Raw genomic sequence first — 23,734 nt, forward strand, 5'->3', positions numbered from 1 at the left:
CCATGCACAGGCGGCGGACCTCCGCCGCCCCTATTCCGCGGCCACCACCTTTCCGGACGGCAGCCTGCCCTCGACCTCCGCGAACGGACGCTCCGGATGCATCAGGAAGGCGGAAAAGCCGCCGAGCAGCAGCAGCCCCATCGACATCAGGAACGGCAGGTACCAGTTGCCGGTCACGTCGATCACGAAACCCGCGACCAGCGGGGAGACGATGGCCGCGAAGGCCGAGCCGGTGTTCATGATTCCCGAGGCGGTCCCGGAATATTTCGGGGCGATGTCCATCGGGATCGACCACATCGGGCCGATCACGAGCTCGGCGCAGAAGAAGCCGGCCGACAGGCACAGCGCGACGATGGTAATGTCGTGGACGAACAGGATCGGAAACAACGAGAGCAGCGCCCCCGTAAATCCCGCAACGGTGACGCTCAGCCGCGCCAGGCGGACGTTGCCGGTGCGGTCGAGGATCTTGTCCGACAGCACGCCGCCCACGCTGTCGCCGACCACGCCGGCGAAGAACACGCCGGAGGCGAACAGCGCCGAATTCTTGATGTCGAGACTGTAGTTGTTCTGAAGAACAGCGGCAGCCAGTTGAGATAAAGCCACAGGCACCAGCCGTAGCAGAAATAGGTCAGCGTCACCGGCCACATCCGGCCGAGCAGCGGGCCCCACGGCACGCGCGGCCGCTCGCCGGTCGGGCGCGGCGGCAACGCGGCGAGCTCGGCTTCGGTGATCGAGGCATGTTCTTTCGGCTCGTTGCGGAAGTACCAGACCCAGATCACGCCCCAGATGAGGCTGACGAAGCCGAGCACGACGAAGGCGCCGCGCCAGGTCAGCCAGAGGATCAGCAGCGCCACCACGGGCGGCGTCACGGCATTGCCGAGCCGGGCGAAGGAATGGGTCAGGCCTTGCGCGAAGCCACGGCGGTTGGCCGGCGTCCAGTATTGCATCGCGCGCGTCGCGGTCGGGAACGTCGCGCCCTCGCCGAAGCCGAGCGCGAAGCGCGCGACGAACAGCGCGGCGAGACCGTTGACGAAGCCGGTCATGATGGTCGCGGCCGCCCAGATCATGCCGCACCAGAACAGCGTCTTGCGCGGGCCGAAATGATCACCGACCCAGCCGCCGATCACCTGGAACAGGAGATAAGGATAGGCGAAGGCCGAGAAGACGAGGCCGAGCTGGGTGTTCGACAGGCCCCGCTCCTTCTGGATCTCGCCCGCCGCCGTGCCGATGTTCACCCGATCGACATAGGTGATGAAATACATCGCGCAGAGCATCGCCAAGACAACATGCGTGGCCTTGAACCGAACTCCCATCTCACCCCTCCCGAATTGCTGTTGTTATGATTGCTGCCCGCGTGTCCCGCGCGACTTAAGTGCCGACCACCTTCAGATGCGGCGACGCATTGCCCTGCGGGCGCTGCTCCAAAAGCTTCATCGCGACATCGACGCCGCCGGAGCGATGTGGCACGCCCGCAACCGACAGGCCCATCTCCACGCCGGTGAGCGCGCCGAGCAGCGTCAGCGCGTTGCATTCGCCGAGATGACCGATGCGGAAGACTTTTCCGGCGACCTTCGACAGGCCCGAGCCGAGCGACATGTTGTAGTTGTCGAGCACGATCTGGCGGAACTGGTCGGCGTCATGTCCCGGCGGCATCAGCACGGCCGTGAGCACCGGCGAGAACTCTGAAGGCTCCTGGCACAGCACCTCGAGGCCCCAATGATTGACGGCGGCGCGCGTGGCCGCCGCAAGCCGCTGATGCCTGGCGAAGACGTTGTCGAGCCCCTCTTCGAGCAGCATCGCGATTGCCTCGCGCAGGCCGTAGAGCAGGTTGGTCGCCGGCGTATAGGGGAAGAAGCCTTTTGCGTTCGGCTTCAGCATCTCCTCCCAGTCGAAATAGGAGCGCGGCATCTTGTTGGTCTTCGAAGCTGCGCGCGCCTTCTCAGAGATCGCGTTGAAGCCGAGGCCGGGCGGCAGCATGAAACCCTTCTGCGAGCAGCTGACGCTGACGTCGACCTTCCATTCGTCGTGGCGGTAGTCGACCGAGCCGAGCGAGGAAATGGTGTCCACCATCAGCAGCGCGGGATGGCCCGTGCGATCGATCGCGGCGCGGATCTCGGCGATGCGGCTGGTCGCGCCGGTCGAGGTCTCGTTGTGCACGACCATGACGGCCTTGATCGCGCGCGCCTTGTCCTCGGTGAGCCTGGCCTCGATCACGGCGGGATCGGCGCCACGGCGCCAGTCGCCGGGAACGAAGTCGACCTCGATGCCGAAGCGGCCCGCCATCTGGCGCCACAGGGTGGCGAAATGGCCGGTCTCGACCATCAGCACCCGGTCGCCCGGCGACAGCGTGTTGACGATCGCGGCCTCCCAGGCGCCGGTCCCCGACGAGGGGAAGATCACCACCGGCCCCACGGTCTGGAAAATCTTCTGGCTGCCCTCGAGCACGGTGCGGCCGAGCTCGCCGAATTCGGCGCTCCGGTGGTCGATGACCGGCATGTCCATGGCGCGCAGGACGCGCTCGGGGACCGGGCTCGGGCCCGGAATCTGAAGGAAATGGCGTCCCTGGTGCATGAAAACCTCCCTGTCGGCGGGTTCTGGCCGGCTCTGGCGACTATTTTGCATTCATTTTTTGTCATTTCAATCGAAATTTGGTATTCTATTGTGGACGTCGACGTGACCAAACGGGCAAACTACTGTGCTGCAAATGAGATCCACGATTCCCGACACCGGGGTTCCGATCACCCCGCCCGCCGGAAACGGCGGCGACCGCCAGGAGGCCTCGCTCCACGACGAGATCCTGCTGCGGCTGCGCGACTACGTGGTGGAAGGCAACATTCCCGACGGCGCGCGCGTTCCCGAGCGCCAGCTCTGCGAGATGCTCGGCATTTCCCGCACACCCTTGCGCGAGGCGCTCAAAGTGCTCGCCGCCGAAGGCCTGATCGAGCTGCTGCCGAACCGCGGCGCGCGGGTGCGCCAGCTCAGCCAGCGCGACCTCGAGGAGCTGTTCGACGTGATGGCAGGGCTGGAAAGCCTTGCCGGGCGCCTCGCCTGCGAGGCCATTACGGACGAGGAAATCACCGCGATCGAGCAGCTGCATTACGAGATGTACGGCCGCTATCTGCACCGCGACATGCACGGCTATTTCCAGACCAACCAGCGCATTCACGAGAGCATTGTCGCGGCCGCGCGCAACGAGACGCTGAAGACGGCCTACGCCAACTTCGCAGGAAGGATCCGCCGCGTCCGCTACTCCGCCAATTTCGCCCGCAAGCGGCAGCGCTGGGCGGAAGCCATGCGCGAGCACGAGGCCATCCTCGACGCGCTGCGCCGCCGCGCCGGCAGTGAGCTCAGCGACATCCTGTTCCAGCACCTGCGCAACAAGCGGACGGCCGCGATCGAGCACCTGACCGAGCCCCAAGAGGACGCGCCGGCCTCGCCCTGACGGCGGCCGGCTTGCTCATTTTGAATTCATAATATAATCGGTCATGAATAATAATGAATAACTCAGCAAGGCTGAGCCTCGCTGGGTCAGTCCGGGATCAGGGATGACAAACGCCTCCTCGCTCGAACGGCGCCTGCGGTCGGAATTGACCGGCGACGTCCTGTTCGACCGCTTCAGCCGCGGCCGCTACGCCACCGACGCCTCGTTCTACCAGATCGTGCCAGCAGGCGTGGTCGTGCCCAAGACCATGGACGAGGCACTGCGGGCCCTGGCGATCGCCCGTGACGAGGGCCGGAAGGTCACCCCGCGCGGCGGCGGCACCTCGCAATGCGGCCAGACCGTCAATGACGGCCTGGTGGTCGATCTCTCAAAGCACCTCAACCGGATCCTGTCGCTCGACGTCGAAGGCCGCACCTGCGTGGTCGAGCCCGGCATCGTGCTCGACGACCTCAACCGCCAGCTGAAAAAGCACGGCCTGTGGTTTCCGGTCGACGTCTCCACCGCCTCCCGCGCCACCATCGGCGGCATGGCCGGCAACAATTCCTGCGGCGGCCGCAGCTTGCGCTACGGCACCATGCGCGACAACACGCTGTCGATGGAGGCGGCGCTTGCCGACGGCACGCTCAGCCGCTTCGGCGAGGTGTCGCGCGATCTCTCCGATATTGATGCGGGCGACAACGCACGGGCACTCTTTCGCGACATGCTCGATCTCGGCACCCGCGAGGCCGACGAGATCGCCGCGCGCTTCCCAAAGGTGCAGCGCCGCGTCGGCGGCTACAATCTCGATGCGCTGGTGCCGCGCAATGCGCCGAACAACATGGCGCATATCTTGGTCGGCTCCGAAGGCACCCTCGCCTTCACCACCAAGGTCGAGCTGAAGCTCTGGCCCGTTATCCGCAACAAGGCGCTCGGCGTCTGCCATTTCGGCAGCTTCTACGAGGCGATGGATGCGGCCCAGCATCTGGTCAAGCTCAAGCCGATCGCGGTCGAGCTGGTCGACCGCACCATGATCGCACTCGGCCGCGACATCGCGATGTTCAGGCCGATCATCTCCGCTGCGATCAAGGGCGATCCGGACGCCGTTCTGGTGGTCGAATTCGCCGAAGAGGACCAGGCCGACAATCTCCTGCGCCTGAAGCAGCTCAGCGAGCTGATGGGCGATCTCGGCTTCGGCTGGAATCACGACACGCGCAAATGGGGCGGCGTGGTCGAGATCACCGAGCCCGCGCTGCAGAGCGGCATCGCCGATTTCCGCGCCGCCGGCCTCAACGTCATGATGTCGATGAAGCAGGAGGGCAAGCCGGTCTCCTTCGTCGAGGACTGCGCCGTGCCGCTGCCGCATCTCGCCGACTACACCGCACGCTTGAGCGAGGTTTTTGCCAAGCATGGCACCAGCGGCACGATGTACGCGCATGCCTCTGAGGGCTGCCTGCATGTGCGCCCGGTGCTGAATTTGAAGCTGGAGAAGGACGTCAAGGCGATGCGCGCGATCGCCGAAGAGGCCTTCGCGCTGGTGCGCGAATACAAGGGCTCGCATTCCGGCGAGCATGGCGACGGCCTGGTCCGCTCCGAATTCCACGAAACGATGTTCGGCGAGCGTCTTGTCGCCGACTTCAGGGAGGTGAAGCAGCGCTTCGATCCCGATGGCGTCCTCAATCCCGGCAAGATCGTCGATGCGCCCAGGATGGACGACCGCTCGCTGTTCCGCTTCAAGCCCGACTATCGCGTAGCTGAGCTCAAGACAAAACTCGACTGGTCCGCTTATCCCGGCGCCGGCGGCGGCTTCCAGGGCGCGGTCGAGATGTGCAACAACAACGGCGCCTGCCGCAAGCTCGAGGGCGGCGTGATGTGCCCGTCCTACCGCGCGACGCGCAACGAGAAGGACGTGACGCGGGGGCGCGCCAACACCTTGCGGCTCGCGATCTCCGGCCAGCTCGGCCCCGATGCGCTGTCCTCCGACGAAATGATGGAGACGCTAAAGCTCTGCGTCTCCTGCAAGGCCTGCCGCCACGAATGCCCAACCGGCGTCGACATGGCCAAGATGAAGATCGAGGTGCTCGCGGCACGCGCAGCCACCCACGGCCTGACGCTGCGCGACCGCCTGGTCGGCTATCTTCCGCGCTATGCCGGTCTCGCCTCGCGCCTCGCGCCGCTCGCGAATTTGCGCAATCGGAGCCCGCTGCTGCGAAAACTGTTCGAGCGCTTTGCCGGCATCAGCGCGCGGCGGGCGCTACCCGCCTTCCGCAGCGACGTGTTCGCGCCGCCTGCGGAAACGGTCGGCCCGGAGAGCGGTCGCGAGGTCGTGCTGTTCGCCGACACGTTCAACCGCATCTATGAGCGCGAAAACCTCGACGCCGCGCTGCGCGTGCTCGCGGCCGGCGGTTATCGCGTGCATCTGCCCAAGCCCGCAAGCGGCAGCCGCCCGCTGTGCTGCGGCCGCACCTTCCTCTCGGCGGGTCTCGTCGACGAGGCCAGGTCCGAGCTCGACCGGCTGGTGGCCGCCTTTGCCCCCCTCGCTGCACGTGGCGTGCCGATCATCGGTCTCGAGCCGAGCTGCCTGCTGACGCTGCGCGACGAGCTTGCCTCGCTGCGCAAGGACGATGACGCCAAGGCCATCAGCGCCCATGCGCTGACCTTCGAGGAATTCCTGGTGCGCGAGGCCCAGGCCGGCCGGCTGCAACTGCCGCTCGGCACCGTCGCCGACAAGGCCGTGGTGCACGGCCATTGCCACCAAAAATCCTTCGGCGCCTTCAAGCCCGTCGAGCAGGTGCTGCGGCTCGTTCCCGGCCTTGAGGTCGAGACCATCGAGTCCAGCTGCTGCGGCATGGCCGGTGCCTTCGGCTATGGCACTGAGACCTATGACGCCTCGATCGAGATGGCCGAGCTGTCGCTGCTGCCCGCCGTGCGGCGCGCAGACGAGGCGACGCTGGTCGTCGCCGACGGCACCTCCTGCCGGCACCAGATCCACGACGGCGCAAAGCGCGAAGCGCTTCACGTCGCGCGCGTGCTGGCGATGAGCCTCGATCGCGCCAAGACGAATTCGACTTCTCCAGCTGCAAAGGAACCCAACCATGGCTGAACTGACGCTCGACACCGCCCGAAAGATCCTCGACGCCGCCTTCGCGAAAGCCACCGAGCTGAAGCTGAAGCCGCTCGTCGTCACCATCCTGGACGCGCGCGGCGTGCTCAAGATCGCGGCAGCCCAGGACGGCACCAGCTTGATGCGGGGCGAGATCGCGCACGGCAAGGCCTATGGCGCCCTCGCCTTGGGGATGGGTTCGCGCGCACTGTACCAGCGGGCCCAGGAGCAGGCCTATTTCATCGACGCCGTGAACACGATTGCCAAGGGCGCGCTGGTGCCGGTCCCCGGCGGCGTGCTGATCATGGACGGCGCGACGCTGCTCGGGGCGGTCGGCGTCTCCGGCGACACCTCCGACAATGACGAGGCCTGTGCCATAACCGGCATCGAGGCTGCGGGGCTAGACGCCAAACCGGGATAGCGCTCGCCCGCGTCGTACGCCACGCACAAGACTGCGTCTATGCCGAAAGTTGCCTGCCGGTTGAGGGAAAACAACATAAGCAGCTCACGCCCAGCTACAGGACAGCCCGACCGCCTGGCACGGCATGGCGAGAGGTTGCCGTCGGCGGGCAGGTTCGGACCATCGATAGGGGCCGCGATCTCAAAAACCACTCTTGTCTCGCCACTAAGACCCGCCGTGTGAGAATTACGGACCGGCTGAAGAAGCTCACCTGTCGAAGTCTGCCAGAGTGTTGGTAGCGGCCGACTGTAGTGACCTAACCGTACGCCACCGGCACATTCGTCTAGATCGCGGCCACGCCAACCTGTCGCCGTCCTCTCCATCGCAGTCGCGTGGCGCGCCGGGCACGAGCTCCCGGTTGGGATAAGCCTCCACCAGAGGATCCGTTGCCTGTGACCGTCTTGGCATTGAAACCGCAGCCGGTGGGCGCTTATGTGGACTTTAAATTGCGATCGGCGGCACCGATTGCAAGCGTCCGCGGCACAGCGGCCAAGCCAAGAGGAATCCAACCAATTCAAAGTCAGCGCTTGGCCGCGCTGCCAGCTAGCTCCATCGCTAAATCTAAAGCTGCGATCCCGATTTGGTCTGCAGGATGCGATTTGCAGCGTCGATCCATCCACCCGACAATCGCGGCGAAATCGCCGCCACCTACAATTTCCCTATCGCCACTAACATTTAATCCGCTGATAAAGCCAACGACCCAAGATTCAAAAACGCCTTTGACAACGACGCTCTTGGCTCTGTTCGTCCAGGCCGTGCAGGATTGAGACCCAGCACCGACAATCGTAGCGCCGGCCCTTAGTGGATTTGTCGGCAGAAGCAAGAAGGCGACTAACACCAACAACCTCAGCATCTGATCGGTGACCCATCGCTAGAAATCAGCCTATTGATCTATAGCGCATCTGCCAGTCTTATCGATTGGCCGTTTTGGGCTGCGAGACTCCGCTTTGGGCGATCGGATCGTCTATTTACTCGGCAACCGGCCCCAAAAGCGTCTCCACCCCGCCTCGATTGGCGCGACGTCCTGCTCCATGGTCGGCGGCGAAACCAAGCCCGACGACTATGTCGTGATCTGGGACGAGATACCGATCGGCCGCATCTTCAAGTCGATCGCGGTCGGCGGGCGGCACGGCTGGACGTGGAGCTGCTTTCTGCCGAACGTGCCGCAGCGCTCTCACTTTCGCGGCATCGCGCCGACACTGGCTTCGGCGAAGGCTGACTTCCGCAGCGCATGGGACGAGCTGCAATCGAACGTCAGCTACGACCAGATCTGCGAGGCGCGCCGGCTCGGCGCCGCCCCCAGCCGGCCCTGGCAGGGGTGAGACCTGCACGTGAACGAAAGGCCCCGGCTCGCAGGGGCGGAATGAGCTGGGGTCAATCGGGGTCGCCCTTGGGGAAGGGCATCGGCAAAACCTAGGATGGGCACGCGCAGCTGAAAGGAAGTCGAGCGCACCGGTCGTTTGAAATCCTGCAAGACACCGCATCCGTTGCCGATCGCGGTCGAAATTAGCCTTAAATTGGAAGGCGTCCTTCAGCCCAAGGTTTTGCGTTGCTTCCGCGATCCGCTTCGGGATAGTGAGGTTTTAGAAGCAACTAGTTCAGAAAATATCATACTGCCATAGATTTAGGCGGCACTGCCCTCGGAATTGTCTATGCGTACGCTGCTCATCGTTCTTTGCGTCTGGCTGTTGATCAATATTTTGTTCGTTGTCGTCATGATCCCGCCGAGGAAGCCGCGGGCGTCGGATCGCACGATCAGCGGCCCTATGCCGGAACCGATCCGAACTGATGGGGACCCGCCGGACGGTGACCCTCCTGCCTCGCTTCGCCATGTCATCATCGCGATCGGTCTAGGCGTGTTCTTCTCGCTAACGCCGCCGCTCCTCGAAGCGTATGACGCCCTCAGCCGACGGCTGCGGAGAGGACAAAAGGCTGACGAGGGCGAGAAGCGCCAACAGACGCTGGAGCCCATTTGGACCAGACTTCGGGAAGAGTACGACCAGCGCGCGGATGATCGGCCCGGTGAGGATGACAGCAAGGGCTAGACAATAGGCGCCATAGGAACGAGTATCCGCCACCCCCGCAACGCCCACCCGCACTTCGCGCAAGCTTGGGATCGGCGCGCGGAAAGCTGACGGAAATTGTCTGGAGTGCCACATGCTGGCACGGGTTCCCAGCGCTCTCCCCGCGTGCCGTCATCGGCGCATTAAGGTTACACGACTCCGCCGAAATCCACGCCTTCCTTTGCAAGCTTCTCGGCCGCTTCGGCGGTCTCAGCCGGCTTCGTGTCCAGGAAGGCATGCTCGGACGCAGGCATGATCGTGCGAAGTTTCCGTCCGTCCGCTCGCCTGATGCGAGCCACCCAGCGACTGGGCCCGCGCTCATATCGCTCGATATGGTACTCTTTGTACGTAATCATGATCCACAGACGCAAACTGCCCCAGAGAAGACCCCTCCTTCTAACTGAGACGGCACCATCGCACAACCGTCAGGGCCGGTTGTCGGCGAGGGGGCGCGACGCCGCCGAAGATGGCCTGGTCGAGGGCGCGGCGCAGGATCTATGCCGGCCTCGCCTCGCGCTTTTCGCCGCTGGCGAATTTGCGCAATCACAGCCACTGCTGCGAAAACTGCTTGAGCGCTTTGCCGGCATCAGCGCGCACCGGGCGCTACCCGCCTTCCGCAACGACGTGCTCGCGCCGCCTGCGGAAGCGGTCGGCCCGGAGAGCGGCCGCGAGGTCGTGCTGTTCGCCGATACGTTCAATCGCATCTATGAGCGCGAAAACCTCGACGCCGCGCTGCGCGTGCTCGCGGCCACCAGCCAATCCCCAGAACTTGATCGCCGCTCCAGCTGCTTTACTCGAGCGACAGCAACCGCGTTATGCCGGCCGGCTCCGGCGGGATCGCACAAGTGACGGCGCCGTCGCGCTTACCGAAAACTGTCCCGTTAGCTTGGCCGACAATTTTCTAGATGCATTCCATGTTGAACCACCCTGGGATTTCCGAAGGCCAAATCGACGAGCTGCTGGGTCTGCTGGCCTCGAGCGGCATGAAGCGGAAGCCGGTCAAAGCGCTGGAACGCCTCGATCTCAAGGAAACTGATCGGATTGCCGGAGAAACCGGCCGAGCGGCGCGCGGCAAGCCTAATTCCAGACGTGACCGAGAGCCGGCGGACAGGCGGACAGGCCAGCTCGGCCTCGTATTCCGCCTTGCGTTTGGCGTCCCGCGCACGCACCGCACGATCTGGGATTGGGCCACTCAACTCGCACTCACCGAGGCCAACCCATTCGACAAGGTCCGTAACTTCGACATCCCCCATCGCGGACGCGTTCCCTGGCTGGCCATGGCGATCGCGTATGTGCAGGCGCACGCCCCGGCCGACCTGGTGCCGATGCTGCGGCTCGGCATCATGACCTGCCAGCGCGGCTGCGACATGATCCGGATGGGGCCGGAACACCGCGGGCGCAACAGCATCTGGTACCGGCCGAAGAAGACGCGCAAGCGCCGCCGCGCGTTTCACATCCCGCTCGCGACCGCGGACACGCTCGAACTCGACCGCTGGGCGGAGGCGCCGGTTCGCTTCACCAACCCGCGCTGGCTAAAGCCGACCGATCGCTTCTGCGAAGAACTGTATCTCTATTCGCCAAAGGGCGCGCCCTAAAGCGACGACGACCTGCGCGCGCTGGAATCGTTGGCTGGAGGAGGCCGAGCACGGCCGCGTGCTCTGCAAGCACTGGAAGCTATGGGTCCCCGGCCAGGTCGGAAATACGAGCGGGACATCGGTCTGCGCGGCACCGGCATCTGACGTCGAGCCGCTCTTTGTCTGTGGCGGATTCCGCAACCGGGGGGCTGAGGTCGGGCCTGATTTCGACAGCGGCAAGCCACCGCAATTTCCGGTATCGAAACACTTAGTGAAGGGCCCGCCAGCGTGAAACGGCGCCCACCCGTAGATTTCCCAGTGCACTGCACCGCGATTTCAGGTAGTGCGTCACTTTAAGCGGGCCAGGCGGTCAGAGAACGGGATGGCCGCGAGTACGCAAATGAACAGTGTTGGGGCAATCCACCAGTATTCCATGGAACCGCACAGTAGCTGAAGTCGTTGCTGATCGCGATTACTTGGCGGTGTGTTGGTTAAAGTGGGCGAAGGTGGCCAGGGACTGGGTTCTTAGGTATCATTGCGCTTTTCTGCTTCGCAGCGGGGCTCAACCTGCTCGCACTAGCAGTCGGCTCGATCGCATTGGCGAGCAACGTGGTCAACATAGCGCTGAGGCTCAAGGCTCGATCGCAAGGTACCATGCCGGATGACGGCACGATCGTTCCTAAGGTCTTTATGGCTTTCGTCCTGACTTCCGCAGTGTGGTGCGTAGCAGCAAAAGCAGGTTATTTCGCCCCGTAGCAAGCGGACTGCAAAAAGAAACCCGCCAGCCTTGCGAGCCAGCGGGAGTTTATTTGGACTGTAGATTGCGATCAGCTACCGACCGCGGCCCTTCTTATAGGTCAGATCGATCTGCCTGACGAGCCCATCAAATCATCAAATCGGCAGTTGCGGCTCAAAAAGAAAGCCGCCGGCCGCTGCCGGTCACGCTTCCTGTGCAGTCGGCGCCAGCGCTTCGTGTGGGCCAGCCGTTCGATATCGCGGAGGATTAACTCGGCCACCCGGTGACTTCAGGATCCACGACGGGCAGCAGCTCGCGCGCGCTCCGTGGCCGAGAGATCGGCAATTTGCGAGGTACTTACGTCGGCGCGTTGATTGCGGAATGCCTTACTCAATCCAAAGCCGCATTTTCCAACTGATCGGGAGCAAGATTAGGAGCCCCCCTGTCGCGCGAGTGCAGCCGGAAGACGTAGTCGATCGAGGTCGACGAATACGACTGGATGCAAAGCGCGGCCTGGTCGGGCGAGGCGGCCTTCATCATCGCTTCGATTGCGGAGCGATCTAGGCAGGTGTCGTCCCAATGCGAGACGACGATGCCATCTTCCGTGAGATGGTGTGAGGCCAGGTGCGCCAGCGAATTCGCGACAAAATGGCCGTAGAGCAGGTACTCGGAAAATTTCTTCTTCCGGCACAGTGCAAGCACCCAGTTCAAGCCCGTCAGGTCGCTGTCGTCGAGGAGGGCTATCAGCCGCTCGATTTCGTCACGGGCGGCCCGGCGGGCGCGCCCGAGCGGTTGGAAGAACTGCTCGGGGGAAATGTCGGTTCGACGGTAAAGCTCACCAGCAGAATCCGCTGGCCGTTCTGGGCGAGTTTGCCCGTGGCGTGCTATTCACGCTGTCAGCCTTGGCATCTTGAAAACCCTTTATATGGTGCAGGTTTAGAGCCGAGCCGAATTGCAACTTCCGTTTCGGCTCGATTTTCTGTAAACTGAAAATATGAAAAAATCAATTTCCGTAAACAAAAAATCTCGAGGGCGTCCGAAGAAGGCTGGTGGGGTCTATCCCGTCTCCGCTGTCCGATTGTCGCCCGATGTCGCTACTGCCGTCGACAAATGGGCCAGCGCACAGGCGGACCTTCCCTCACGCTCCGAAGCCATCCGCCGGCTGGTCAAGATTGGGCTGAAAGCAAAAAAATGAACTTGTTGCGACGCGGCCTTTTTTGATTTGAGCATCATGATAAACGTCACCGGAACTACTCGATTCTAGCCGTGCTGAACCCGAACACAATTGTGGCCGTCGATGGAGCCGGAGAAGGCAGGCGATAGGAGACGCATCGCCAAGAGACTGAGGCGGCCGCGCGTCGCAAGGCCACCGCGAGCCGCGCCAGCCGCAGAACCGGCCGGGCCAGCGGTGCTAGCCCCTGCGGATCTATCCCATTTGCTCATCGATCGCATCCGGCGGGCACAACTTTGGATGTTCAAAGATGTCAGCCGCCGGCTCGCGGCCTTTGAGATCGGCCCGTCGCAATTCTTCGTGCTGTCCATGATCGAGGCCAATCCGGGCGCCAATCAGTTCGCCATCGCGCAATCGCTATCGATTAATCGCGCTGGAATCGGAAGGCTAGTGGACCATCTGGAGCGGCACGGTCTGGTGCAGCGCTCCGCCTCTGCCGTCAACCGCCGCTACTACGTGCTTTATCTGACCGAAGCCGGCGCCGCACTCTTAGGCCGCTTACGGCCGGCGATCGCCGGATGCGAGACGGCGATCGCCGAAAGGATTGGACCGCGCCGCTTCAGGGAAATGCAACGTGCGCTGGACCGGATGCGGGATCCCTGAAGGAAGCGCAGCCATCATCCGCGCGGCATTCTCGTCAGAAAGCGGACCTCTAGCTGCGACCATAGCTTGCCTCGATCGAGCGCATGATTGCGCATGCGGAGCCAACTCCTGAGTCGCGGTGTGGGTCAAAGGCTGAGCGGCGTCAATCCACTGTCCAAGCGAGTTTTTCTTGCGGTCTCCTAGCAAGGTCAGGTCGAGTAATGCGCCAACGTCAGCATCGTTTGAATCCGTCAAACCGCTCCCTTCACCGCCTTTTGGTACAGCAGGACGGCTTCACGCTCGTTGAAATGCTCGTCGTGATTACCATCATAGGTCTCGTCGTGGGCCTCGTCGGCCAACCATCTTTCGGAATCGAAAATCAAGGCAGCCAGAATTCAAATCGAAGGCTTCGCCCAGGCGCTTGACCTGCATTAACTCGACAATGGCACGTATCCGGCGACTGGTGTTGGATTGGCTGTGCTTGTGCAGAAGCCGACCAATGTCGAGCGCCGGAACGGCCCTTACTTGAAAGGCAACGTGGTTCCGAACGATCCCTGGGGCAAACCCCTATACGTATGCATTCCCGGGGACGCATGGGTTAGCGTATGACCTCGGATCCCTTGGAGCTGACAGTCGCGAGGGGGGCACCGAGCAAGCTGCCGATATTGCCAACTGGCAGAAATAGTGCGCGTCGCCCGACGACTCACAATTGGGACACATGATGTGCTATCGGCAGAGCTCTGGGCGCCCGGCCGTTCGATTTCGAGCACGATACGCCCGTCCCCATCACGTGACCCATCGCGGCTTCGATCTCCGCCGGTGCAGGGCTTCTACTCTGCCCGAATCGTCGTTGGTGCTTCTTAAATCGGGAAACACCGCCCCGCGACAGCTACAGCGGCCTCCGAGCCGACTAGCGAACTCGTGGGGCCGCCACGCCTCGTCGGGGACGTTTGGCATTCGCCATCACGTGCTGCGCGAGGAGGCGGCGTGCACTCTTCTCCTCGCTATAGGTCTTATCGGTCGGGATCAGCCTGGCTCCGTCTACGATGTACCAATATTTAACCCAGTTTGGACGTCCGTCCTTGAATGGGGGCGTATGGAGTACAAGCTTGGGCCGAGCCGCAACGGGCTTGGCAGCATTTCGACTCATCGGACAACTCCTTGGCGACATCAGGGGATTGAGGATCACTTGGCGGCTTAGTCGGACCTCTGTAGCGAGAAGAGTCAATAACGCCCGACGAGGGATGCGGGGAAAACCGATATTTTGCGCCGCTTCGCGGCCGGGTCACTCCGGTTCACGTTCCGGAGGCCGGGAGCGAGCTTATTCGGCCACAATGAACATCCCGGTAGCGTGCCGAGCGACCGCCTTTTCGGGCCCGAGGTGGCGGCGACCAACAATCTCCACTCTGGTTCGACAATCACAGGGACCGGAGCCGAGTCGAGGTAGGGTTGCCGACGTGTTTGTTACAGTCGGCCGGATCGGCTCCCATTGCGACAACCTCTTCGACGGCAGCCGGCAGTTCGCATATTTCTTCGTCGGAGTTCATTCGTAGCCTGCTTGCTTGCTAAGTTGCACGAGCGTGGTCAAGCTCAGCGGCTGGGCGGAGAGATCGAGATGGACGAGATTGGCGCAGGCGAGCGCCATCACCGTCGGCGCGGGATCGCTTACTTGAGCAGTTGGCCGAGCGGCATTGGCCCCTCGTCGAGGAGGATCTGCATGATGCGAATGCGCAGCCCGATCGGAATAGTCACGTCGCAGTAGGACCAGACCAGGTTCGCGTTGGCGCGGCGCGGTTCGCGCCGAATATCTTCGGCCGTCAAAACAAGCGGCTTGAGCTGGAGTTCACTTAGCGCGATCAACATGAGGCCCTCGTCCTCGAGGTCGCGCATGCGCCGCGCTGGGACAACGTCAAGGAAATAGGGGCCATCCTCATAGTTGACGACGACCGCATCGATCGTGACCTGCGCCAACGCAACGCGGGCTGAGGCGACGTAATCGATGGACCGCACCCGCGGATCGAGGGAGGCCTGGACCAGTGCATCGCGCAGCGCCGGGTGTCGCACCGGGATCGCGGTCGTGGTCTTGATCCAGACGAAGAGAGCGGTGAGGCCCTCGGCCTCTTTTGTGTCGTACATGACCTTGAACGTTCACTCATAAGTGCTCTGCCTTCAGATCTCGTTGATCAGGTTGGGATCAAAGCTCCGGTTGTCCCAGATACGCTGTTGTGGCATCCAGGGTCCGTAGCCCTTGGCGTTCGACGCCACACGCGTTGCACCGATGACGGTATCATCGGACTCGTGGGTATGGCCGTAGACCCAGAGATCGGCGGGCCTCAAGGCGCCGCGCCCGCCATCCGCCGCAGGCCGCATCAAGGCCGTCGCTGCGGTAGGCCGCATTGAGGATATCGTCCGGCCTCGGGGGATCTGACGGTGCCAAAGCAGCGCCAGGATGCGGGGCGTGATGGGTGATCACGACCAGCTTGCCCACGCGCGGCTTGCGCATCTCCAGTTCGAGGAACGCGCGGGCCTGCCGGTGCCGGGCCAGCGCGTGGCTTGGCCGGAAGCGCTCGACATAGCGGCCGATCCTAACCTTGCGGAAATCATTCATCCGTTCGACCGCGACCATCATGGCGCGATGCGGATCGCCGAACAGGTCGAAGTCCGTCCAGATGGTTGCGCCGGCGATCGAGTCGTATCCCTCGGCCGGAACGCGCCGCACCAGGGCGCCCACCAGAGATATTTAGGCTTCCGCGGAATCAATCGCAGTCTCCTTCATTGGAAGCAAGATTTGTGATCTCCTTCGAGGCCCCTGCAACCAAAGCCCAAGCCGACTGGGCATGCGTGGCCGTGAGCGACGCGTTGGGCCTTTGCGTGAAGGCAGGTGTTCGAAGACGCGAAATGGATCTCAGAGGCTCAATAAGTCAGCGAGCAACTTTATTACCTCGGTTAGTGTCTATCGCGCAGGCATAATGCCGGTATTATACAGGCATCATACGGTGCGATCGGATTTTTGCGAATCAACGCAGACACTTGCGAGGCTAGAATGATGTCTCCAAGCGCGCACGAAAATTGCCCGAGATCCTGATTTCGACGTGAACGAAGCACGCAGCTCGGCAAGACGTCCTCTTCCCTTCCCAAAGTCGCGATCGGGCCTCGGGTGCAAGCCAGGACTGAGCTTCGATCTTGGGGGTGATGATATCTGCGCCCGTGGTCCGGCTCGGCGAAGGGCCGGCCGGGGATTTCGTCGCGGCTGCCGCCGGTCGCGAGTTCAATGGCTTGCGCTTCGGGTTCGTCGCGCACGATCCCGAGGAGCGCGGACAGTGATGCGAGAGAGGATCGCGGCGCTCAGCGGATAGGTACGGCTCCTTCGACTGCTTGTCTTTGCGATTTTGCGGGAAGCGATCTTGCTCGCCGCGAAGGCGTTCGAGCCCCAGCGGCCGTGAGCTATTCTCCATGGAGGAGACCCAATGCAGCCGTGAGGTCGTTTAACCCGAAAACGTCCATCTGTACCTAAGCTCTCCCTCTCCGAGCCGAACATTGTGACGTAGCCGTGTGCAAGTAGTCCGGTCGCTCTTGGTGGAGACAAGGGTCATTTCAGCCCCGCTTCACCACCGGCGCATCGCGCTCGAGCAGACGGCAGGCCTGCTGCAGGGCAGTTTTGATCTCATCCGGTGAGAGCGAGGGATAGTCCACGCGCACGATCTCGTCGGCCGATCTGTTGGCCAGTGTCGCGAAGACCGGCCCCGGCGGCACGCGCGTGCCCCGGAAGACCGGATTGCCGCTCATTACGCCGGAGTACCGCACGATGACCGGCTCATCCGCCGAGAGGCTGCCGGCAATGGTCTCGATAATTGCGATCCGAGCGAGGAACTCCAGCGTGGATTCGCCGGCTTTGCTCTGGCCGCTCCTGATCCGGCGCATCATTCCCGGCGTGACGAGATGAACCCTAGTTCCGAGAATATCGGCGATCATCGCCTTAGCGGTGAACATCTCGGCGGAATCTCCGCGGAGGACGAGCAGCAACTCGCCCTCGCATACTTGGGCATCCAGCAATCTCATAATAAGACCTTGCATAAACGGCTTGTCCGAATTTCGTGGGCTTGCCGACGCTGGACGGGGCGCTCTGGGAGGCCATCGCTAACGTCGAGGGCGATACTACCGGCCCGTGGGGAGCGTTCTGCAGGCACATTGACGAGGCCGATATTCACAGAGCCCACCATCTTCAATTTCTCGCCGCCCGCAGATCGCGCTCGCGCAGGATCGCCTCCACCATGCGGCGCAGCTGCCGCAACGAGCCGCCCCTCCAGTTGTGCGCGATCGCCGCGCGCTCGGTGCCGTCCAGCGGCGGGACCCAAACGGCATCGAGGCCGCGCTCCCGCGCGAGATCGACCATCACGGCCGGCAGCAGGGCGTCGAGGTCGTCGGGAGCCGGGCTCGGAAACGTCACCACGCGAAACCTGTCGCGGATCGGCGAGGGCAGCGGATCGAGGCTGTTCGCCGTAGCTATGTAGGAAACGTGCGAGACATCGACGAGCGTGAGCAAGGCCGGATCGGGAAAACGGGCACTGGTCTCGGGCTCGAGAAAGGCGAGCAAGGCGTCCCAAAGCCGGCCATAGTCGGAGCGCGTGCCGGCCTTCTCCAATTCGTCGATCAACACGAGCGGATTGGCGATTTTGCCTTGTGCGATAGCCAGAAATGCGTGGCAGGGTTCGGCGGAATTCCAGCGCCTGTCCGTGCCGCCGAACACGGCGCCGTCGGCGCGCGCGGCATCCTCCCGCCAAATGCTGACGCCGAGGGTCTCACCGAGCCGTCGGGCGAATCGGCTCTTGGCAGCGCCGGGCGGGCCGACCAACAGCAGGGGGCGCAGGTGGACCGTCGCACGGCCGACGAGATCGGCGAGCGCGAAGTCGATCACGTTCATCGCCCAGGGAAACTCGAATGCCAGCGCGTTGCGGACCTTGTGCAACGGCGGCGCCTCGATCAGCGGCAGGGGCGTGTTGATGGCATGCTTGAGAGGGACCAGGATTTCCTTGAGCTTGGTGTTCTTCATCTCGAGTTCGGACAGGCGGGCGACCATGACGTGGCGCTTGGGAATGGCTTTCGCGTCGACGCTCGCCGGCGCCTCCCCGCCGGCGGACTTCTCGTCCTCCTTCTCAGCTTTCTGCCGGTACTCTTCCTCGAACTGCTGCCGGATCTTTGCCTTTGCAGCAGCGAGGCGGCGCTCGACTATGCGGCCTCCGAGGTAGATCGCGTTCGCCGCTGCCGAAAGGCTGCCGGACAGCATTCCTGTGCAAGCCGGCAGCGCTGCCCAACCGGAGGTGAACTGCTCGATATCGCAGCTGAGCTCCTTCTCCACATGCCCAAGGGTCTCATAAAGAGCGTGAACCAGTGCTTTGCCGACCCTTTGGTGCTCCTCAAGCTGATGAGAACTGCGCGGCGTCGGCAGCGACAGCAACCGGACGCAGTCGGCCAGGCTCCGCAAGTTCGGCTCGTCTCGCGTGACGGCACGATGATCGAGTTCGGCTGCGAGTGCCACTCCGGCATCAAACGTTCGCTCCGAGGCCCAGGCGGCGCTGTGCGGCAGCTGCGGGCACAACTCATGGATCTCTGCGATCAGTCGCTCCGCGACATGCTGGGCTCCGTTGGTGCTCAGCACGGCGTAGCGCAGAAGGCGTGGTAGTCCCTTCAGGCGCTCGTCACAGTCGACGGAATCCGCCGCCGCGCCTGTCGAGACGGCGTCTTCCACGACAGCCGGAAGATCGGCTGTCTCATCCTCAGAGTTCATGCGCGCTCCGGCTGCATGCAGAGCCGGACAAGCGTGGTCGGGCTCAGCGGCTGGGAGAAGAGATCGAGACAGACGAGATTGGCGCAGGCGAGCGCCATCACTGCCACCGCGGCATCACCTTCTCCGTCCAAAGACTTCAGGAGCTGGCCGAGCGCCATCGGCCCCTCCTCGAGCAGGACTTGCTGGATGCGCAGGCGCAAGCCGACCGGAACTGCCACGCCGCTATACGCCCAGACCAGGTTCGCATTGCTGCGGCGCGGCTCGCGCCGGATTTCCTCAAGGGTCAGCTCAAGCGGCTCGAGCTTGAGCTCATCCCATGCGATCAGCACGAGGCCTCCCTCGTCGAGGTCGACGGTGCGTCGCGCCGGCACGATGTCGAGGACATAACGACCATCCTCGCGCTGGAGGACGACGGCATCGAGCGCGACCTGCGCGGAGGCAACCTGGGCGCTCGCGACGTAATCGATGGAGCGCACCTGCGGATCGAGGGACGCCTGAATCAGCGCATCCCGGAGTGCCGGGTGCCGTACAGGGATCGCAGTCGCGGTCTTGGCCGAGATAAAAGAATCGTTGGGGCTCTGGGCGTCTGTCGTGTCACACATACTCTTGCACCTTGTTTTACCGTCATGGAAAGGACGTAAGCACGTCCGCCTGCGTCCGGCCGTCTTCGATATCCGTCATGGCATTCTCGCTGCCCCTTCGGATCTCGATAGTCAGTTTTGGATCGAAGCTCCGGTTGTCCCAGGCGCGCTGCTGCGGCGGCCAGGGTCCGTAGCCCTTTGCGTTCGAAACCACGCGCGTTGCGCCGATCACGGTGTCGTCGGACTCGTGGGTATGGCCGTAGATCCAGAGGTCAGCGGGCTTCAGCGCGCGGCCTCCATCATTGGCCGCCGGGCGCATGAGAGCGGTCAGGTCGCTGCGATAGGCGGCGCTGAGCATGTCGTCCGGCCTCGGGGGATCGGACGGCAGCAAAGTCGCGCCGGGATGAGGGGCGTGATGGGAGATCACGACAAGCCTGCCCGGACGGGGCCCGCGCATCTGCGATTCGAAGAACGCACGGGCCTGCTGGTGCCGGATCAGCGCGTTGGACGGTCGGAATCGCCTGGCATAGCCGCCGATCCGGATCTTCCGGAAATCATTCATCCGCTCGCCCGCGAGAAACATGGCGCGATCCGCGTCGCCGAACAGATCGAAATCCGTCCACATTGTTGCGCCGGCGAAAGTGACATCGCCGATCCGGACGCAGTCGTGCTGCAGCACATGAATGTTCGTGCCGGCTGCCGCCGCTCTCGCCTTCTCGACCGTCCGATCGATATCGGCACCATAGAATTCGTGGTTGCCGGGCACGTAGATCACCGGCCGATCAGGGACGCGTTCGAGCAGCCACCTTACGCCCCGCTCCATGCGCGGGATCAGATCGCCGGCGACCACGAGGACGTCGAACCGCGGCCGCGCATCGGGAGCCGGCAGGTCCCAGCCACGCGTTAGTTCCACATGCAGATCCGACACAACCCATAGACGCACGTCAGTCCTCATCATTGTCGTGGTCATCAAGAGGCTCGACATCAAGCAGCGCCGCCACGAGCTCGTCCGGCAACTCATCGATGCCAAGCGCGAACACGACGTCCGCCGCTCCGCAGAGCGGACATTCATGGCGGTGCGGCTCATAATCGCACGCGCCCTCGCGCTCACAGGCCGCGCACCGGAATCCAGCCATCCTATCGCTCCATTCCTCGCGCAGGCGGGGTGCCCCTTCCGGGGGCACGCGAAGCAAGGCCCCTGCGGTCGACGGATGTTCTCGCTCCGCCCATGGCTTGGCCTTCTGGCAATGCCCATGGTGTGTTCGGAAAGCACCGTGTTGAAGGCGTCAGCATGCTGAGGCCGATCTCTCCAGGCCGCAGATGTCACAGGTCGAGCCCGCGCGCTGGAGGGCGAGGCTGATGGCGTCTTCGATCTTCGCGCGGCTCTCGCCCGAGACCTCGCCCTCCCACTTGATCCAGAGCAGGCCCAGTTTGGTGCCGATGCGGACGAACTTGAAGGTCTCATTGTGCGCCAATGCGGCTTCAATTCTCCGGCAAAGCTGGTCGAGAACATCGCGCCACCCTGCGTTGCAGGATGGATAGCCGAACGACGCTTGAGGCTTGGACTGGACGATCGCGAACAGCTTCGGATGAGCCTGCATGAGATCGATGCGCCAATTCGCTGTGACAGTTGTCTCAGGCCTCCTCGTTTCTCGAACGGCCGGGTCTTCGTCAGCGAAACGGTCGGCCAGGCGATCGTAGCGCCGCGCCACAATCCGGTAGCCGTCCGCCATCGAGACACGGACAAGGTGGACGTTCTCCCGGCCAGACGGGGTTGGAATCAGCTCGCCTTGGACGTGGGCGGCGCAACGGATCATGTAGCCACTGCCGACAAAGCAAAGCTGCCCCTCCGCGCCGCACGACTCGCAGGTGCAGGTGGAGCGTGCCTTGGCAAGCGCAATCGCCTCGTACAGCCTGGCGGCGGTCTGCGGCGTCACGTCCCCGCGCCAGTAGACCCGCAGGCTGCCGGATTTCTTGTCGATCTGGATGATCCGGATCGTCTCGCCCGGCTGCAGCGCCGCTTGCATGCGCGCGCAGACGCGCTCCAGCAAATCGCGCCAGCCGTCGGCGACGTCCGGCAAGGTCCGCGCTGGCGGCGGATCGCCCGCCGGGTGAAATAAATCCGGATAGGCCAGCACGAGCTCCCTCCGCCAATCCCTCTCGTCACGCGCCATCACAATCCCTCGCTACCGCCGCGACCGGGAACGAACCATAAACAAACGTACATGTCAACGTTCATCTGTATCCATATGAACATAGGATATGTCCATATCCAACAAGTTACCTATGGCCATTTGGCTGAGCCCGGCCTACATTCGGCCTGGCTTCAAGGATTCGACTACCGGCGAATCCTTGCCCCTGATCACCCACGGAGAGCCCATGGCCGAGCAAGGAAAACCCGCAAAAGCAGGCAAGACGGCGGTCCCGCAGCCAAGACGCAACTTCTTCGCAACCCTCGACGCCGAGCTGATCAAATCGATCAAGCGCGTCGCGCTTGAGGACGACACCAGCGCCTCGGAGATTCTTGAGGAAGCTGCGAGAGACTGGCTCGAGCGGCGTAAGAAGGCGCCCAAGCGCTAGCCTTGCTGGTGGGTCGGCAGCGAGGGCGCGATCGGCTTGTGCGACTTGGAGCGCACCCTCGCAACGAGTTCGATCCCCTCGGGCGTCCTTTGCGCAGCATACATCCGCGCCATGCTCCGCATGCTTCCGCACGGTGCGCCTTCGATCAGCCTTGCGACCTCCTCGAGGGCGGACCGGACCGCGAGGTACTCCGCCGCCCGAAAGGCGTCGGCCGACATCGACCGCCACCAGCTGAGCGGCGAGATCTCGACGAGCGCACGGATGATCGGCGATGAGGCATCAAGCATGCGACCGTCACGGCCCGCGCGCGGATGCGTCGTCGCCCCGCCGGACGGCTCGGTGCTCCTGATCGGCGCGCCGCCTTCACCATGATGGCAGGGAAGACGGGCCTCGCCATCTTGCCGGGGCTGGTGCCCCGGCATCGTCGTGGAATTGGACATCTGACCGCTCCCCCTACTCCGCGCGCGCGATCGGCCAGGGAGTGCGCGGGCGCACCCACTTGGTGCCGGAGACATGCGCTCCCGCAACGAACTTGGCCGCGACCGCGGCAGAAAAGAAGTGCCAGTCGACCTGAAAGCGCAGGCGATCCTTGATGCCGGCGATCGGCACCACGACACCCATGGCGAGGAGATCTGCGCGGAGCTTTTTGATGTTCTTCCTGAGGCTCGGGGTCTCGACGTTGCGCACCTCTGAGCCGGACCGGACCACGAACCCCTCTTGGTCGTGGTGGCCGCGCGCCCAGATACCGCAATAATCGAATTCGAGCTCGCCTTCGGGCGGCGGCGCAATCGGCAAGCCGATCTCGACGATCTCGTTCACATCCTGGTTGTCATCGGATTCGACTTCCGCGGGCAGCTCGCCCACAACGTTGGCGTTGAAGATCCGGCAACCGGCATCGAACAGCAGGCAACGGCCATCGGCCACCAGCCGCTCCATCGCTGCGGCCTGTTCGACCAGGCAAGGAAGCCCCCGCGGCTCAACGGTGTTGGCCAAGGTGACCAGACCCACCTGTTTGGCTAGTTCGTTCAGACGGTGTGCAAGGCGGAGCCGCGCCGACCATGGCAGTGTATGCGGCTCCTGCGCGTGGAGCAGGTAGGCCTCCGCGCCAAAGACGTTGGAGGAGTCCGCGGCATGCTCGGCGACGCACCTGACCGCCCGGTTGCTCTCCCCGATATAGGCTTCGTCTCGCCCGACAATGACGTAGCACGCGGACCACAGATTGCAGGTCGCCGCCAGGCTCCTGGCCATCGCCAGGGGAAAGGCGGTGACGACGAGCCGGCCGGCCGGATCGTGGATCTGGCGATAGCCTTCGACGCCACCGAACGGGCGATAGATCGTGTGGGTGCAGGGCTGCACCATCGGGATGGTCTCGTTGGGAAATTTCATGGATCGATCTCTCTGTCCTCTGGGAGATCGCGAGGTCGACTTCGGACCGGCTGACGCACCACGGGACGTCCTGCCAGACATCGCAGGGCGCAGGCGTCATTGCAGCTTGCGTGACATGATCCGCAGAGATCGCGGCCGCCAGGATTGGCGTCCCCGACCCACGGGATTGCCAACGCAAGGCAACGGACCGGGACCGATTCATGCGACGCCGGCGCGCCGCATGACGTCGGGCCTC

At 63.5% G+C, this 23,734-nt stretch carries 22 protein-coding genes and 3 pseudogenes; 12 read left to right on the forward strand and 13 right to left on the reverse strand.

Going from position 1 to position 23,734, the window contains the following annotated elements; translation table 11 throughout:
• Positions 1–30: 30 nt before the first annotated feature.
• Positions 31–1,313 (reverse strand): annotated as a pseudogene (locus tag AAFG50_RS29910) (MFS transporter).
• Between the two features lie 55 nt (positions 1,314–1,368).
• Positions 1,369–2,622, reverse strand: coding sequence for an alanine--glyoxylate aminotransferase family protein (locus tag AAFG50_RS29915; protein WP_074076743.1), 1,254 nt, complete (start codon positions 2,620–2,622; stop codon positions 1,369–1,371).
• Between the two features lie 82 nt (positions 2,623–2,704).
• Between AAFG50_RS29915 and AAFG50_RS29920 the strand changes: the two genes are divergently transcribed.
• The 7 genes from AAFG50_RS29920 to AAFG50_RS29950 all read left to right on the forward strand — a co-directional run bounded on the left by AAFG50_RS29920 (position 2,705) and on the right by AAFG50_RS29950 (position 10,639).
• Positions 2,705–3,442 carry a GntR family transcriptional regulator gene (locus tag AAFG50_RS29920; protein WP_028173156.1) on the forward strand — a complete coding sequence of 246 codons (738 nt, stop codon included), beginning with the start codon at positions 2,705–2,707 and terminating at the stop codon, positions 3,440–3,442.
• A gap of 103 nt (positions 3,443–3,545) precedes the next feature.
• On the forward strand, positions 3,546–6,521 hold the full coding sequence (locus AAFG50_RS29925) for an FAD-binding and (Fe-S)-binding domain-containing protein (RefSeq protein WP_028173155.1): 2,976 nt from the start codon (positions 3,546–3,548) through the stop codon (positions 6,519–6,521).
• A complete protein-coding gene (locus AAFG50_RS29930; RefSeq protein ID WP_028173154.1) occupies positions 6,514–6,942 on the forward strand; it encodes a heme-binding protein in 429 nt (142 codons plus the stop codon). The genes AAFG50_RS29925 and AAFG50_RS29930 overlap by 8 nt, the downstream gene beginning before the upstream one ends.
• Positions 6,943–8,012: 1,070 nt before the next feature.
• Entirely contained in the window at positions 8,013–8,303 is a 291-nt protein-coding gene (locus AAFG50_RS29935) for a hypothetical protein (RefSeq protein ID WP_039186009.1), read from the forward strand.
• A 330-nt stretch (positions 8,304–8,633) separates the two neighbouring features.
• Entirely contained in the window at positions 8,634–9,026 is a 393-nt protein-coding gene (locus tag AAFG50_RS29940; protein ID WP_028173152.1) for a hypothetical protein, read from the forward strand.
• Positions 9,027–9,479: 453 nt separating this feature from the next.
• A complete protein-coding gene (locus tag AAFG50_RS29945; protein ID WP_028173150.1) occupies positions 9,480–9,893 on the forward strand; it encodes a hypothetical protein in 414 nt (137 codons plus the stop codon).
• Positions 9,894–10,027: 134 nt separating this feature from the next.
• Positions 10,028–10,639 carry a hypothetical protein gene (locus AAFG50_RS29950; RefSeq protein ID WP_143279747.1) on the forward strand — a complete coding sequence of 204 codons (612 nt, stop codon included), beginning with the start codon at positions 10,028–10,030 and terminating at the stop codon, positions 10,637–10,639.
• A 1,105-nt stretch (positions 10,640–11,744) separates the two neighbouring features.
• Here AAFG50_RS29950 and AAFG50_RS29955 read toward each other — a convergent pair.
• Positions 11,745–12,071, reverse strand: a pseudogene (locus AAFG50_RS29955) (hypothetical protein); the annotation flags it as partial.
• A 718-nt stretch (positions 12,072–12,789) separates the two neighbouring features.
• Here AAFG50_RS29955 and AAFG50_RS29960 point away from each other — a divergent pair.
• Together AAFG50_RS29960 and gspG are read left to right on the forward strand one after the other, a co-directional pair.
• On the forward strand, positions 12,790–13,188 hold the full coding sequence (locus tag AAFG50_RS29960) for a MarR family transcriptional regulator (RefSeq protein WP_231166547.1): 399 nt from the start codon (positions 12,790–12,792) through the stop codon (positions 13,186–13,188).
• A gap of 200 nt (positions 13,189–13,388) precedes the next feature.
• A pseudogene (gspG, locus tag AAFG50_RS29965) lies at positions 13,389–13,852 on the forward strand (type II secretion system major pseudopilin GspG).
• A gap of 980 nt (positions 13,853–14,832) precedes the next feature.
• Here gspG and AAFG50_RS29970 read toward each other — a convergent pair.
• Positions 14,833–15,303, reverse strand: a complete 471-nt coding sequence (locus tag AAFG50_RS29970) for a hypothetical protein (RefSeq protein ID WP_231166548.1) — start codon at positions 15,301–15,303, stop codon at positions 14,833–14,835.
• A 33-nt stretch (positions 15,304–15,336) separates the two neighbouring features.
• Entirely contained in the window at positions 15,337–15,564 is a 228-nt protein-coding gene (locus tag AAFG50_RS29975) for a hypothetical protein (protein ID WP_129557348.1), read from the reverse strand.
• Positions 15,565–15,628: 64 nt separating this feature from the next.
• Between AAFG50_RS29975 and AAFG50_RS29980 the strand changes: the two genes are divergently transcribed.
• Together AAFG50_RS29980 and AAFG50_RS29985 are read left to right on the forward strand one after the other, a co-directional pair.
• Positions 15,629–15,961 (forward strand): hypothetical protein, encoded by a 333-nt coding sequence (locus AAFG50_RS29980; RefSeq protein ID WP_129557349.1) that lies wholly within the window; start codon positions 15,629–15,631, stop codon positions 15,959–15,961.
• 398 nt (positions 15,962–16,359) lie between these two features.
• Positions 16,360–16,491 (forward strand): hypothetical protein, encoded by a 132-nt coding sequence (locus AAFG50_RS29985; protein WP_257787575.1) that lies wholly within the window; start codon positions 16,360–16,362, stop codon positions 16,489–16,491.
• 270 nt (positions 16,492–16,761) lie between these two features.
• Here AAFG50_RS29985 and AAFG50_RS29990 read toward each other — a convergent pair whose 3' ends face one another.
• The 6 genes from AAFG50_RS29990 to AAFG50_RS30015 all read right to left on the reverse strand — a co-directional run bounded on the left by AAFG50_RS29990 (position 16,762) and on the right by AAFG50_RS30015 (position 21,671).
• The gene (locus AAFG50_RS29990; RefSeq protein ID WP_182869028.1) at positions 16,762–17,220 is read right to left on the reverse strand and encodes a DUF433 domain-containing protein; all 459 of its coding nucleotides are present in this window, start codon (positions 17,218–17,220) and stop codon (positions 16,762–16,764) included.
• A 169-nt stretch (positions 17,221–17,389) separates the two neighbouring features.
• Positions 17,390–18,952 carry an AAA family ATPase gene (locus AAFG50_RS29995; RefSeq protein ID WP_028173145.1) on the reverse strand — a complete coding sequence of 521 codons (1,563 nt, stop codon included), beginning with the start codon at positions 18,950–18,952 and terminating at the stop codon, positions 17,390–17,392.
• Complete coding sequence (locus AAFG50_RS30000; protein ID WP_028173144.1) at positions 18,949–19,554, reverse strand: hypothetical protein; 606 nt, start codon at positions 19,552–19,554, stop codon at positions 18,949–18,951. The genes AAFG50_RS29995 and AAFG50_RS30000 overlap by 4 nt, the downstream gene beginning before the upstream one ends.
• A 22-nt stretch (positions 19,555–19,576) precedes the next feature.
• Positions 19,577–20,476 (reverse strand): metallophosphoesterase, encoded by a 900-nt coding sequence (locus AAFG50_RS30005; protein ID WP_080668112.1) that lies wholly within the window; start codon positions 20,474–20,476, stop codon positions 19,577–19,579.
• A gap of 1 nt (position 20,477) precedes the next feature.
• A complete protein-coding gene (locus AAFG50_RS30010) occupies positions 20,478–20,669 on the reverse strand; it encodes a hypothetical protein (protein ID WP_039185643.1) in 192 nt (63 codons plus the stop codon).
• Between the two features lie 150 nt (positions 20,670–20,819).
• On the reverse strand, positions 20,820–21,671 hold the full coding sequence (locus AAFG50_RS30015; protein ID WP_179883768.1) for a hypothetical protein: 852 nt from the start codon (positions 21,669–21,671) through the stop codon (positions 20,820–20,822).
• Positions 21,672–21,912: 241 nt separating this feature from the next.
• Between AAFG50_RS30015 and AAFG50_RS30020 the strand changes: the two genes are divergently transcribed.
• Entirely contained in the window at positions 21,913–22,113 is a 201-nt protein-coding gene (locus AAFG50_RS30020) for a ribbon-helix-helix protein, CopG family (protein ID WP_028173141.1), read from the forward strand.
• Here AAFG50_RS30020 and AAFG50_RS30025 read toward each other — a convergent pair.
• On the reverse strand, positions 22,110–22,553 hold the full coding sequence (locus AAFG50_RS30025) for a hypothetical protein (RefSeq protein WP_028173140.1): 444 nt from the start codon (positions 22,551–22,553) through the stop codon (positions 22,110–22,112). The two genes, AAFG50_RS30020 and AAFG50_RS30025, sit on opposite strands and share 4 nt — an antisense overlap.
• A 13-nt stretch (positions 22,554–22,566) precedes the next feature.
• On the reverse strand, positions 22,567–23,499 hold the full coding sequence (locus AAFG50_RS30030; protein ID WP_028173139.1) for a DUF4357 domain-containing protein: 933 nt from the start codon (positions 23,497–23,499) through the stop codon (positions 22,567–22,569).
• Positions 23,500–23,734 lie beyond the last annotated feature (235 nt).

This window comes from Bradyrhizobium sp. B039 (assembly GCF_038965675.1).
GTDB lineage: Bacteria > Pseudomonadota > Alphaproteobacteria > Rhizobiales > Xanthobacteraceae > Bradyrhizobium > Bradyrhizobium diazoefficiens.